The 14430-nt window shown below is 40.8% G+C and carries 11 protein-coding genes; 1 reads left to right on the top strand and 10 read right to left on the bottom strand.

What is annotated here, in order from left to right:
- Positions 1-3: 3 nt before the first annotated feature.
- The 4 genes from MKX35_RS26915 to MKX35_RS26900 all read right to left on the bottom strand — a co-directional run bounded on the left by MKX35_RS26915 (position 4) and on the right by MKX35_RS26900 (position 5109).
- A complete protein-coding gene (locus MKX35_RS26915; protein ID WP_218641856.1) occupies positions 4-1149 on the bottom strand; it encodes an ankyrin repeat domain-containing protein in 1146 nt (381 codons plus the stop codon).
- Positions 1150-1249: 100 nt separating this feature from the next.
- Positions 1250-2677 (bottom strand): YlbE family protein, encoded by a 1428-nt coding sequence (locus tag MKX35_RS26910; protein WP_076283957.1) that lies wholly within the window; start codon positions 2675-2677, stop codon positions 1250-1252.
- A gap of 2 nt (positions 2678-2679) precedes the next feature.
- Positions 2680-4227: an acyl-CoA synthetase FdrA gene (gene fdrA, locus MKX35_RS26905; protein WP_076283956.1), complete on the bottom strand. Its 1548-nt coding sequence runs from the start codon at positions 4225-4227 to the stop codon at positions 2680-2682.
- 15 nt (positions 4228-4242) lie between these two features.
- Complete coding sequence (locus MKX35_RS26900; protein WP_076299178.1) at positions 4243-5109, bottom strand: DUF2877 domain-containing protein; 867 nt, start codon at positions 5107-5109, stop codon at positions 4243-4245.
- Between the two features lie 264 nt (positions 5110-5373).
- On the opposite strand from MKX35_RS26900, the gene MKX35_RS26895 reads away from it, so the two are divergent.
- Positions 5374-7068 carry a PucR family transcriptional regulator gene (locus tag MKX35_RS26895; RefSeq protein ID WP_076299177.1) on the top strand — a complete coding sequence of 565 codons (1695 nt, stop codon included), beginning with the start codon at positions 5374-5376 and terminating at the stop codon, positions 7066-7068.
- A gap of 62 nt (positions 7069-7130) precedes the next feature.
- Here MKX35_RS26895 and MKX35_RS26890 read toward each other — a convergent pair whose 3' ends face one another.
- The 6 genes from MKX35_RS26890 to MKX35_RS26865 form a co-directional block, all read right to left on the bottom strand.
- Entirely contained in the window at positions 7131-8330 is a 1200-nt protein-coding gene (locus MKX35_RS26890) for a CynX/NimT family MFS transporter (protein ID WP_076299176.1), read from the bottom strand.
- Between the two features lie 243 nt (positions 8331-8573).
- Positions 8574-10742: a 1,3-beta-galactosyl-N-acetylhexosamine phosphorylase gene (gene gnpA / locus MKX35_RS26885; RefSeq protein ID WP_076299175.1), complete on the bottom strand. Its 2169-nt coding sequence runs from the start codon at positions 10740-10742 to the stop codon at positions 8574-8576.
- 17 nt (positions 10743-10759) lie between these two features.
- On the bottom strand, positions 10760-10927 hold the full coding sequence (locus MKX35_RS26880) for a DUF6903 family protein (RefSeq protein WP_170880250.1): 168 nt from the start codon (positions 10925-10927) through the stop codon (positions 10760-10762).
- Positions 10928-10936: 9 nt separating this feature from the next.
- The gene (locus MKX35_RS26875; RefSeq protein WP_042124581.1) at positions 10937-11830 is read right to left on the bottom strand and encodes a carbohydrate ABC transporter permease; all 894 of its coding nucleotides are present in this window, start codon (positions 11828-11830) and stop codon (positions 10937-10939) included.
- A 12-nt stretch (positions 11831-11842) separates the two neighbouring features.
- Entirely contained in the window at positions 11843-12736 is an 894-nt protein-coding gene (locus tag MKX35_RS26870) for a carbohydrate ABC transporter permease (protein WP_076283951.1), read from the bottom strand.
- A gap of 95 nt (positions 12737-12831) precedes the next feature.
- Positions 12832-14199 (bottom strand): carbohydrate ABC transporter substrate-binding protein, encoded by a 1368-nt coding sequence (locus tag MKX35_RS26865; protein ID WP_076283950.1) that lies wholly within the window; start codon positions 14197-14199, stop codon positions 12832-12834.
- Positions 14200-14430: the final 231 nt, after the last annotated feature.

Below are 14430 nucleotides of genomic sequence, written 5' to 3'. Positions count from 1 at the left end.
TCGCTAACCGAGTAACTCAAGAGATTGCTTTTTGTGTGAGTGGTATAACGGATTCGTTGGATCATTCTTAATTGCGTTCTCGATAGCCTCAATGGCCTCTTTATGCTTACCAAGCGATCTTAGACTGTTCGCCTTATGAAAGGAGAAGTCATATCTATTCGGCTGAAGCGCTAGCAGCTTATCCATCTCGATAACTGCTTCTTGGTGTCGCCCAAGTTCTCTTAAATAATTGGATTTGTGGTAGCGATAGAACGTTTCATTAGGTGCCAGCTCACAGGCTTTATCATATTCCTGAAGAGCCTCCTCCGGTTTTTTCCACAGTCTTAAACAATTCGCTGTGTAGAAATAAAATTCTAAATTAGCAGAATCCATAGATAAAACGCTTTCATAGCATTGAAGTGCCTCTTCGTATCTCTTTAATTCCTGCAAGAAATAACCTTTATAATAGATGAAATCCAGGTTGTCAGCATCCACTTCTAGCGCTCTATTGATGATGGATATAGCTTCTTCATATTGATCGTTGTTAGCGAGAGCCTTTGCCTGCTTCACATATTCGTTATTTTCTTGGAAGCTTTGTTCTAGAATCTTCACGACTTTATGCTGACCGTTCTCTTCGGCACGTTGTAGGGATGAGAGCCCATCTCGATCAGGCAAATGCACATCTGCCCCTGCATGAACAAGCGCTTCAATAATGTCAGAATATAGTCGTCCGCCATTCCCCAATATGACTGCTTCAAGTAGGGCTGACCAGCCTAAGTCGTTGACATGATTCACTGGAACCCCAGCATCAATACACACTTCTACTGTTTTTAAATAGCCCTTTTCGCTCGATGGTAACAGCGCTGTTCCTCCAAATCGATTCACGCTCTTCAAATCAGCTCCACCAGCAATCATGAGACGCAGGATTTCATAAAAGCCATTTGCTGCTGAGCAAATAAACGGTGAGAGTTGTGTAATATCTCTAGTGTTCACGTCACTTCCTGCTTCTATTAACCTTTTAGCAATCGCGATTTGATTGTTTTGAGTTGCCGCCATTAACGCTGTTCTCCCTGCAGCATCTTTATATTCAACACTGGCACCTTCGCCTAATAGTTTCTCAACAGAAGCCAGTTCTCCCTGTTCACTCGCCTCAATAAGTTTTGTATTCAAGGATAGACTATCCAAAATTGTTCACTCCTTCACAGCCTAGCACGAAGATGTTCGTCTAGTTCGAAATAAGAATGGTGGGCTAAGCAAGTTAGCCCTCTTCTTATTTAATATTTTCACTTAATGCAAGTAATGCTTGTTCAAATGCTTCGATTGGAGGGTTAACGATACCTGCACCAATCATTCCAATCCCCGCATCTTTATGTGCAATGGCTGTATTGATAATCGGCATAATTCCTGTTTGGATGACTTTTTGAATATCAATACCTGTTGGAATCCCTATAAAGTCAAGCATTGGAATCGTCACGTTAGGATTTTCAGTGGTTGTGATTTCTGCCATTTTTGTGGTGTAACTGATTGCATCATCAACGGTACCCCCCACAAGCGAAACAATAGCCGGTGCAGTTGCCATAGCAAATCCGCCAATTCCATAGGTCTCCGTAATCGCACTGTCACCAATATCAAGACCAGAATCCTCAGGTTTGTAACCAGCGAACATAGGACCAATTACTTGTTGTGCAGGACCTGTAAACCACACGTTTCCAGCGATTCCACTCACACGGATACCGAATTCCACTCCGTTACGAGCCATTGTGGTAACAATGGTACTATTCTCAATGCCATGCGCAGCATCAAGGGCACATTTACATAGCGCCATCCATGTCGGACCCGAGAAATAATCGCTGCTGCTAACGAATTCAAACACTTCTTTTTTCTGCTCAACAGTGAAATCGGTTTGGATAATATAAGGCGTTAGTGCTTGAATGAGCAGGGTTGTTCCAGCTACATTTCGGTTATGACACTCGTCCCCCATATGAAGGGCTTGTGAGAGCATTAGGCGCAAGTCAATCCCATTTGGATTAAGTTTCATCGCATCTCTTAAAATAGGACCCAATACATCTCGCATCCAAATCAAACGCTGGATAACACTCTCGTCATTAGCACCCATACGAAGGATTTTGGACATTTGTTCACTTAAATTTGTATAGGCAATATTTCCATAAGTTTTATTCTCAACAATATGCATAAACATGGAAGCCGATGTTACACCAGCCATGGAACCAACACAGTTATGTTCATGACATGGCGAGAAAATAATCTCTCCAGACGCGGCTAGTACAGCTGCTGCTTCAATATTGGGGGCAAGTCCTTCAAATACAATAGCCCCTGTTATCGCACCTTTCATCGGACCATTCATTCGTTCCCAAGTGATTGGCGGGCCAGCATGTAAAATCGTATTTTTCGTCATACCAGGAACCACATTGATCGCTTGGTCAAAGCCAATCAGTACCGGTTGCGAGTTAATAATTCGCTCAACAGCCTCTTTGTTAGCAGCTTCAATCTTATCTGTAACACTTGGGTCTTCAAGCTTATCCAGCGCAGCAATTAATTCTGGATTCCCTCTGCCTGGCGGCGTCCACTCCAAGTGAGTTACATTCGCGTTTTGTTTTAACAAATCATCTCTAAAGTTCGCAATGCCTACATTTATGACATTTAGTTTATTCGTAAAAAGTTCATTGATTTTACTCATGACTATTCTCCTTTCACAACGAATTCTCTTGCTAGTAGACCTGCGTTCTGACTGCTGCTAGCATGTGTAGCACCAGAAGCTAACAATTTATTTATTTGACCTTCAATATTTTGACTATCTAGCTCGGTTCCAAGAATGTATCCAATAATCTCTAGATGTCTTCCTTCATCTTCAGCGGCTTGCTTCGCTTCGATAATCGCTGGAAGCATTGCGCCTACAGGATCTTCGTGTGCTCCGAAGCCTAGAACAAAGTCCATCACAATAACACCGACAGAAGGATCTTTCGCTTCTTGAATAAATCTTTCAATCCGAGTGGATGGATCTATCATTGGATGTGGCTTACCTTGTGTAAATTGGTCGTCTCCGAAGTCAATAAAGGTATGATCTTGGCTTACTCTAACATCTTTTAAGCGATATTCAGGATCTCTCTGAATGTTACTGTAGACATTATCGAATTTCTCCATAGCAATGTGCATCGCTTCATCACAGAGCGTACCGCCACTAAATAGTCCACGGATATATTTTTGCTGAGGATTTAACTTCGCTCGTACTTCTTCAATAAGCGGAAGATTTAACGCACGTTTGTTAAGCTTCGATTCGTCTGCTCCAGCTAAAAGTACCGCTTTAAGTGCCGCTTCTTTTGACATTTTTGCAAAATGACCGCCAGCTTGGGTGACCTTTTCTTCATTCCCACCCACAAACCAAACCACGACTGGTTTCTTACATTGTTTAATTTGTGCAAGTACTTTCTCTTCTACACTTGGTGCTGGTGGTTTAGATACGAGAACAATAACCTTTGTTGCATCGTCCTCTTCTAACGCTTTAATTCCGGCCAGCATCATAATGCCGCCAACCTCTTCACTTAGATCTCTACCGCCTGTACCGATCAACTGTGTGATTCCACCGCCAAATTCATGAATACGAACCGTTACCTCTTGGCTACCTGTTCCTGATGCGCCAACGATCCCGATATTGCCTTTTCTCACGGCATTCGCAAAGCACAAAGCGACATTACCAATAATCGCAGTACCACAGTCTGGCCCCATCATTAGCAAGCCTTTTTCTTGGGCTAAAGTCTTTAATTCAATTTCATCTTCAATACTTACATTGTCGCTAAACAGCATGACGTGAAGATTATTTTCAAGAGCTTTTCTTGCTTCTCTAGGAGCGTAGCTCCCATTTACGGCAATAATCGCTAAGTTAGCTTCAGGAGTACCGTTTACAGCTGAGGTAATTGTTGAGTATTTAACCTCACTCTTTCCTTTAGAGGAATCTTTCTTTTTCGTTAACAAATCATTGATGCTTTCGAAAGCACCCTCACATAGTTCTTCAGAGGCAGCCTTCACAATAATCACTAAGTCACTTGTTTTGGCACTTTCTACTTCAGGTGTCATCAAGCCCACATTTCTAATGACCTCTTTATTCATTTCAGTACCCATTGCAATAATGGCTTGTTCTACGATTTCGATCTGATTCGCTTTTGTTGAGAGTGACATCAAAGATACGGAATCGATATAAGTGTTTGGTTTTACTAAAACTTGAACAGTCATACTTGTACCTCCCATTTACTTGTTCATTTCCAGCCCTGCAACAATTCCTAGAGCTATATCAGTACCCGAAGTGGACCCTATAGCCAGTACCCTATCTAAAGCCAATAGCAATTCCTCTTCGCTACCTCTAAATAAAGCTTCCATTAAGTCACTTATAGACTCTCTTACCTGGCCAACTGCTGCTTTAGCTAATGCCATATAGCTGATATCATTGGTTAAAGCCTTCGCATGTAAGACGACTTCTTCACAAAACGATTGGTGTGAAAAGTATTGATGATTCTCGATGCCCATGACGGTAAACAATCCCACCAAGAAATCATCGCCGGCTGGCGTTAAGCCTGGTCCAAGGCCTATGAGCGAAGTTGCATGTGTGATTGCAGTAGAGATTCGCTTGTTTTGCAATTCCGATACAAGTAACTGCGTCCGTTCATGAAGCATTCTAGACATTTCATCGTCAAAAGGATTGCCGCTCTTGAAAGCCCTTTCAATTCTGCTGTTATTTCCGTGAAGTTTGATATATTGCTTCATGGTGGATACATTCATTATTAAGACATCAGCTTCTGAAGGATATTTAGGCAGTTTACAATTCCATCTCTTAACACCATTCATTGTGATAGACATCTTATTAGCAATTGATAAAACGGAATGACCCGAACTTACAATGTCATTCACCCTGATATCTGCTTCTTCAAAGTGTTCTAAGTCAATAATAAGTGTATTAGGAGCATTATCGATTCCCTTACACGCAATAGTATACAAATCTCCACGATCCAAACATTGAATATTGATTGTGCGATTAAACGTGCTATGAACAAAACCATGAAACTTATGATGAATGATTCGTTGAATAAAATCTCCATCACCGGATTTCGCAAATCTCACTAGAGTCACCTCTGTTTTAATTCCTTATATTTTCAAAAAGGTGATTGACCTCCTTTTCACTTCAACAGATGGATGAATGCATTGAATAATATGATTTGGTTACATCGTACAAAGGCAACGACAAGCGTAACTACCTTACGCACTTAATATATAATATACTGGTAGGGATCGTCATCGTTTAAGCGAACCAAAAAGAGTGCATCCTATTTGTGCATGTTATACAAGCGAATGTGTTAAAAGTGTGTCTGAGGAGCGTGCCAAAAATTGCTAACTGTTAAAGACTTAATGAAGATCAAGGCTATAGAGGGAATAAAAATTGTTGCTGGAGAACAAGGCATTGATAAATCCATATCCATCGTTAACATTATTGAGAATCCTGACGCCTTTGACTGGCTTTCACCTAACGAACTACTCTTATCTACAGGCTACATCTTTAAAAATAATGCAGAACTACAAAATCGAATTATTAAGGAACTTGCGGAGCTGAACTGTTCAGGATTGGTTGTAAAAATGAAACGGTACTTTGACAAGCTTCCTCAGAACATGATTGATGAAGCCAATAAGTATGGGTTGCCCCTTTTAGAACTGCCCTTTGAATACACACTCTCTAACATGATCTCGATCATTAATGAGAAGGTTTCCGGAAGATATGATTTGCTCAATAGAAAGACTTTAGATATACATAACTTGTTCTTCAAAATCACCCTCGAAGGCGGTGGTATTGCCAAAATAACTTCCATGTTATCCGAAACGATTAGTAATCCTATTATTGTCGTAGACAAGGATTGGCGATTATTGCATCACACTGAACATGCGAAGAACAACAGTCCTCTTGAGTATTATCTTGATTTTTCAAATCGACAGCCTGTTTTTAATAAAGCGTTCATCGATACTATTCCTACCAATCTAAATGAAATGAAAAAGTCTATTAAGAGGACCTATCATTCAGAAGGTGCAGAAATAAAATGTCGAGTGATTCCTGTCGCTGCTTCTAACTATATTTATGGCTATATTGTGATTTGGCAGACAGTGCAAGAGCTATCAGAATTTGATTACATTATTTTGCAGCAAGCCTCCACCATCATGGCACTCGAGCTGATCAAAGCAAAGGAAATTAGCGAACTTGAAATAAGAATTAAGCAGGACTCCATTGATGATTTACTTTCGGGGAAAATATCATCCCATGAAGCGCTGCAAACCTTATGTTATTTACATGGATTAAATCCGGGCTATATGTATTACAGTATGGTGATAAATATTGAAATGAATGAAGCAGACAAGTTTGAAGATATGATTATCGGAAAGTATAAAATGGAGTCCATTGCAAAAAAATGTGTGGACATCATTTATGACTTGTCGCATAAAGCGATTGGAGAAATAAAGTGCTTTTATAGAAATAATAGAGTCATCATTCTAGTAGGGCAAAATGAAGAAAGACCTCCTGTTGCGATTAGTGATGCCAAGTTATATGCAAATGAACTGCTTGAGGTACTTATTGAAAGAACGAAGGAAACACTCTTAATAGGCATTGGTCAGCAATACAGTACAATCAGCTCGCTGCATAATAGCTTTTCTGAGGCGAACGAAATGATTAAATTGATGCAACAAAAAAACCTTCAAAACAAGGTCTCACATTTCGAAGATTATTCAGTTTACCATCTGTTGGAAGCTAATATCAAAGTCGTTGCCTTAGAAGAATTTTTTCGGAAGTGTCTAGGTAAAGTGTATGATCATGATCAATTACATGGTACAAGCTACATGTTAACTTTAGAAAATTACTTTATTAACAATCTGAATGTCACCGAAACTTCAAAGGCTATGTTTTTACACAGAAACACACTTATCTATCGCATTGAGAAAATAAAGGAAATCCTAAATCTGGACTTAAAGCATTCAGAAGAATTACTACGAATTCAAATAGCGCTAAAGATATTTAGTATTTTAAATAAAACGATTTAAAAAAACTCCCCATACAGCAGCAGGGTTCATTATTACACCTGTCTACTACATGGGGAGTCTTTTTATACATACTTATCTCGGCCAGACAACATTCCAAACGTTGTAACTACTCCAGAGATAACGATCAGTGTGATCAGTGGAATCGTCCACACTTGGGTCATATCGTATAAATAACCGATCAATATAGGTCCTATGGCTGCAAGCATATATCCCGTGGATTGAGCCATTCCAGATAATTCTGCAGCTTGATTTCCGTTTCGGGCACGAATTCCGATATAACTTAGCGCCAATGGGAAATTCCCTCCCAAAGCGATACCAATCAAGATAATACTTAGGATCATTATGGGGTAAGATGAGCCCATGCTTAGACCACCATAACCAACAATGGAGCACATGCCTAATGCGAATGCAATCCATACTTGAGAGCGTAGTCGTCCTGCAAGAATCGGAACAAGAAAACTAACAGGTACGCCAACAATTTGTGTGAAGGATAATAACCAGCCTGCTGTACCCCTACTTATGCCATAGTTATATAAGATTTCAGGTAACCAAGACATCGTTATATAAAATAATGAAGACTGAAATCCCATGAATAGCGCTATTTTCCAAGCGAGTGGTGAACGCCAGATTTGCTTAGCACTGATCCTTACACTTTTCACTGCATTATCTTTGGCTGGATTTAATCTAATTAGAAGGATCCATACCACGATCGCTATGATTGTCGGAATTCCCCATACGATTAAGGCTCCGTCCCACCCAAGCTTCAGACCATGGGCTAGAGGAATACTAATACCTGATGCTAACGATGCGAACAATCCCATTGAAGTGGAATAGATACTTGTCATTAGACCGAACTTTTGTGGGAATTTCTCCTTCACAACTACCGGCAATAGAACATTTCCGATGGCTATCCCTACTCCAATCAATAGCGTACCAAAGAAAATAAAGAGTGTCATTGAAATGGAACGAATGCAAATTCCGACCAAAAGAATAACCAAACCTAACAATAGCGTCTTCTCGTTGGATAAACGAGCAGCGATTCTAGGAACGAGAGACGACATAACAGCGAAGGATATCAAAGGTATACTCATTAATAAACCTGCACTCCAGTGTGCAAGCCCCACATCTTCTTGAATAACGCCTACTAATGGACCTACCGATGTAATCGCAGGGCGTAAATTAAAGGCTATCAGAACAATCCCCGAAATGAGTAAAATGATATATAACGAACTCTTGTTGTCTTGTGTCTGTGGTGAATGCAAAAACTAAATCTCCCCTCAACTAATCAAATGCCAAATGATCTTCAGAATGTAGCATTAGTTATAACATATAAGAAAGTAGTTTAAAAGTATAAAGTAGCAAGGAGGCGTACCCGTTTCGCATACAAAGAGATAAAAGCGGAAGCGTTCACCTAAGCGAACACGTTAATCCTAATTAAAAGACAAAGCTGTACCAAGTAGCCATTTTCATGACTTTGGTACAGCTTCTTTGTGCTGATTTTATGTTTAGATTTCGTACCACTTGATCTCATTCGCTTCCAGCTTGAGTGAGAAGCTAGAGCCATCACCACGATAAACGACAGTTTCCTGTGGCTCATAAGTGTTGTTCACGACGCAGTATTTACCATTTTTAACATAGGCATGAACTTCAACATTATAGTTTTCACTGAACCAGCGATTTAGCTCGTGGTCGCTGTGAGTGCTCCAGAGAATTGCACGGTAAAGTAAGCGACTGTTCTCAAAACTATAAGGCAATCCACTGATGTAGACAGATCGTCCACTACCGAATTCATTCACTGCAAGTTGAACTTCTTTATCAACCTGACGAAGGACAGTGGTGCCTTCGAGAGCGAATATATTCTTCTTTCCTTCACCGAAATCGATAATCTTCTTTCCTTTATCATCTACTCCGAAGTCTTCAGTAATAAAATGATCCTGCTCTTCCCAGTTATATTTATCATAACCGAGAGTGAATCCTTTTTCTTGCTCTACACCGAGGATGCTTGCAAGCTGGAAGTACCTTCCGTTCGCTTGATGAGCTGCGGGTTCGCCCACTCCAATGAATCCTCCGCCCTCATGAACAAATTGCTTCACTGCTGTTACAATATCTGTATCCAGCCACCAATCCCCACCTGTGTAGGCCGTATCGCCATCCCCTACATTCAAAATGACATCGATTCCTTTAAGGATAGAGGGGTCATTCTTAATATCATCAAAGCTAATGAATTTGACATCAAAGGGTGCACCAGATAACGTCTCTATGATCCCTGCATAGCTATAATTTTGTTTTTGATAAAGGGCATGATGAACCATATGATTACCCCATGCACGCATTTTACCCCAGCAGTTGAGTACTGCAACGGTTTTGACACTGTACGGTGTTGTTCCGTGTACATTATCATACAAAGTACGGAATTCATCACACACACTCTCGATGTAGCTCATGAAATCCGGAAAATCCAGTGCCAGCTTCAAATATCCACCATAACCAATTCGGTCAATCGGCTTACGAAGGATCGCTCGTCTTGCTGTGACCCAGTTTACTTTGGCTTCACGTACAGGATCTCCACCCTCATAGAACGTATCCGGGAAGAAATACGGTAGGAAACGTCCCTCTGTATAATTCACACCAGGTATATCGCTAATCAGCCGAAGGGTGGAACCATTGCCTACACTACCGACAACAGCATCTACCCCAATCGATGAGAACTCTTCCATAAATGGCTCGGTACCAATCCAGTGATCACCAAGAAACATCATGGCTGTCTTTCCATATTCGTGAGTAATATCGACTAATTCCTTAGCAAGCACGGCGACCTCACGCCGCTGAAATGCCTGAAAGTCTTGGAACTCCTTGGTCGGAATGCGATAGTTATTATTATAGTAGCCCTGATCAATGATATATTCTGCTCTAAACCGATAGCCCATCTCTTGTTCAAATTGTTCAAGAATATAAGGACTAACCGATGCTGAATAACCATACCAATCCACATATTTCTCACGTGCAAGCTCATCGAAGACGAGTGTGAATTGGTGGAAGAAAGTCGTAAATCGAATGACATTGACATATGGATGTTCATCAATAAATTGACGTAGTCGTTGCATTGTGAACTCACGCGACTTCGGTTGGCGAACATCAAAGGTGATCTGAGGCTCAACATTTTCCCAACCATTCGTGACCGCATTGTACATATGAACGGGATCCCACATAATATAGGCTAGAAAACTAACCGTGTAATCGTGGAAGGGACTTGCTTGAATAATAACACTGCCCGTTTCTTCGTTATAGCTCCATTGCTCAGTCGATAGCACATCTCCTGTGGTACGATCGATAACTTCCCACCAGCGCTTGATATCGTCACGAGTATTCACTTTCAGCATATCTGGATAAAGTCCCTTCATTAAAGGGATAATTAGACTAGAGCCTTCAGCTGTATAAAAAGGCGTCATAAGATACATCTGCTGGATTTCATCCGAATTTGCTTTTGCCCATCCATTTTCTTTACGAGTGGTATAGTAAGTGGAATACACCTTAGCATCGATATCCCGTAATTCTGCGGGAAAGTCAGTACCATCGCAATCACGTACTGCATCCGCGCCCCAGCGCTTCATAACTTCTATCGTTTCAGGAATAACATCCAGATCTGTGGGTATCGTGACCCGTCCTTTGTTCATCTTTCATAACTCTCCCTTTACTTAAATTTCCGATTATAGAACCAGAGAAGACCTATTAGAAGTGCCAGCCCCAGTAGCATAATTCCGAGCCCGGGTGCACCAATATTTTTTTGCCCAATAATAACGAGTACTAGCGCGAAGATGAAGACAATCAGCATCAACAAATTGCGTAACGGATTACTCATGGTATCACCTTAACCTTTCAACCCGCCCATGGTCATGCCTTGGGTAAGCTTCTTTTGTACTAACATATAAAGAATAAGGGTTGGCAGCATGACTATTACTAGACCTGCATACATTTGTCCATATTCGACAGCTGATTTCTGAGCAGCCATGAGATTCATTAAACCAACTGGTAATGTTCGAAGTCCTGGCTTCGTCAGTAAAGTCATCGAAATGATATATTCGTTCCAGAAGGAGAGGAAATTAAACAAGATAACCGTTACAATGCTAGGTTTAGCCATTGGCATAATAACCTGCACCATCGTTCGGAAATAGCTTGCACCATCTACAGAAGCAGCTTCTTCAAATTCCCTAGGTAATGATTTAAAGTAGCCCCCCAATAGATAAATCGTGAACGGAAGCGCCATTGCAGCATAGACAAGTGCCAGAATGAATAAATTATTCAGGAGTATCGGCTGTCCAAATAAATTGCGAGCGACCTTGTCACCGTTATTGAGCATAAGGAAGATCGGAACAACAATATAATTCACATTGATAAATAATCCTGCCATAAACATCAAATTCAAGATGACGCTTCCCTTGAATTTATAACGTGCAAGCACATATGCAGCAGGTAAGGCAATGACCAGCAGAAGCGCGATCGCAATCACAGTTACGATTACGGAGTTGAACATGTAACTGCCCATCTTAGCTTTCTGCCAAGCATCCGCGAAGTTTTGTAGATAAATTCCTTTTGGAAGAGCCCAAGGATTAGCATAAAACTCTACATTCTGTTTGATGGAGGCCATAAACGCCCAAGCTACAGGGACGATGATGATAATTGCTAGTAGGATCAGCACAACATAGATGAGGACCTTATACAACTTATCGCCGGCTCCATGATGTGTGAGTTTATTATTATTCAAGTTGTCCCCTCCTTAATATTCCAAATGTTCACGTCTAGTGACTGCGTTTAGGATAGCAGCTAGTGCGAATGAGAACAGGAACACAATTACACCGATTGCCATACCGTAACCATACGAAGAGTTGGTATACGCCTCTTTGTACATATAGCTCAAGAATACCTCAGTAGAACCGTCAGGCCCGCCTCCGGTCATCGCCACAACAAATAGGAAGCTCATATTGATTGTGCTGATGACGAAAAAGGTAAGGGTTGTACGGATATTTGTCCAGATTAAAGGGATCGTAATAGTGAAGAATTGATGTATCCTACTTGCACCTTCAAGGTCAGCGGATTCATATAAGCTTTCAGGGATATTTGCCATACTTGCCATATACATAACCATGTAATAACCGATAGCCTGCCAGATCATAGCGCCTGCGAGTGAGAAAATAACGATTTTCTGATCACCCAACCAAAGTGTTGGGTCTGATGTTGCTTCGCGGAATAAATTTAAGAATGCATTTAGCAGTCCGCTATTTGGATCATAAATTGCAGAGAATATTGCACTGATAACAACAACAGATAGAATGTTCGGGATGTAGAAGATAACTCGTAATACATTTTGTCCTTTTAGATTTTCTCGTGAAAGCATGGACGCGAACACTAGAGCAAAAGCAAACGTAATGATCGTAACTAAAATGATAAGTAGAAGACTGTTCTGAAACGCTTGATAAAATTTATCACTTTGAAAAAGCTTCTCGAAATTTTGCAGCCCTACAAAGGTTTTGTCATCTGTGTATCCACCCCATTTGTACGTGGACATACGGAATACATTGATTGTAGGTATAATTAGAAAAACAACGAATAGGATTATGGCGGGAGCAATACAGAAGAAAATAAAACGCCCTTGTCCTTTCTTGATTTCCATTGGTCCATCTCCTTCTTAAGGTAAAAATAATGGTGGCAGCTTCGCGCATGCCACCATTGTTCACAGATTGAATTGGTATCCAGCATTGCCTTTAATTATTTCAACGCTCCACGTAACTGATCGCTTGCTTTCGTAATCGCTTCAACCCACTGTGCTTGTGTCTTAGCCTTAGTCACAAGGGAATCCACGGTACCAAATACGGTATCCGAAATACTTACCCCTTCAACCGGATCTGTTGTAGCAAATGCCCCCATAGCTGCCTTTGCACCACCATCATAGATGCTATAGAAGAGTTTATTGTCACCTTCCAATTTGCCTGCCATACCGTTAATAGGTTGGACTGCACCTACTTTAGCAAAAATGCCTGCTGCTTCATCTGAATAAAGATAAGCAATAAATTGTTTTGCAAGATCTGCATTTTTAGCTTTCGCAGGAACCCAGATTTGTTCAAAGAAGGTGTAGGAGTATCTATCACCACCAGCTTTTACAGCTGGTAGAGCAGTGAATCCCCATTTAAATCCTTCAGCACGAGGTGCTTGACCCATTTCACCAACAACCCATGTACCGTTTGGCATGAAGATAGCTTTGTTATCAAGAATAAGCTGTTGATTCTTAGTGAAGTTGTCTTTATTTCCATTCGCCGGAACTGTTTTTTCAGTATAGGAAGCTAACTTATTAATAATATCAAATGCTTGTGTTGCTTCTGGTGTTTGCCATATTCCTTCTGTGTAATGCGTCGCTTTGGTGAAGAAATCAGGACCCCCAACTTCGTTAAGCAAAGCATAGAAGAATGAATCGAAATAACCGGTCGTTGGATAGGAGAACAATGCAATTCCATCAGCCTTAGCTTTGTCTCCTAATGCCCACATTTCATCCCAAGTCGTAGGGACCGCCCAGCCTTTCTTCTCAAGTAAGTCAGCATTGTAGAACAGACCCGTTGGGCTATAGAACATTGGCATTAGGAAGGTTTTCCCATCACCATAAGGGTTCGTAATAGTTGTATCCGTAAACCCAGGAATAAGCTTGTCCTTTACGGTAGCACTCTCACCGGGAACAGTCATTGAAAGTACGTCTGTAAGATCAGTGAGGTTATTGTCCTTAATGAAGGTTTCTGTCAAACCTTTAGGCTGACCTACGGCAAGATGGATGACGTCAGGAAAATCTCCTGATTTCATACCAGGTCCGATAACATCTTCAAGGCTTTTGTCGATCGTTGATTCAACTTTCACACCAGGGTTAGCTTTTTCGAATCCAGAAATTACCTCTTTCCATACATCAGATCCGTAAGCGGTTTCTAAAGCGGCTAGCTTAAGAGTACGAGTTTCGGCAGTCGAATTAGAGTTCTTCGATGTGTTGGTGGCATCTGTAGATGTGGAACTAGAATTACTTTCAGTATTACCACCACAGGCCGCAAGACTTAGAGACAGTGCAGCTGTAAGTGCAAGGCTAAGAACTTTTCTCATAATAACCCTCCATATTTATCTTTTTATTGATGCTGTAAACCGCATACATAGGAGCTTTCTTACTCATTCATCTTATCCGATCGTTCGAGTTTCTTTCAACAAACATGTTGCCGTTCATTTTATATATCTTGCTTTATTAGAATTTTTTTATAAATTATTGACTATTTCAATTTATTGTTATGCAGTCTAGTAATTGTGGTAAAGTAAGCTTATATCAACGCAAAGGACTGA

This window comes from Paenibacillus sp. FSL R5-0923, assembly GCF_038009145.1.
Lineage (GTDB): Bacteria > Bacillota > Bacilli > Paenibacillales > Paenibacillaceae > Paenibacillus_AQ.
This window is presented reverse-complemented; position numbering and strand designations above follow the sequence as displayed.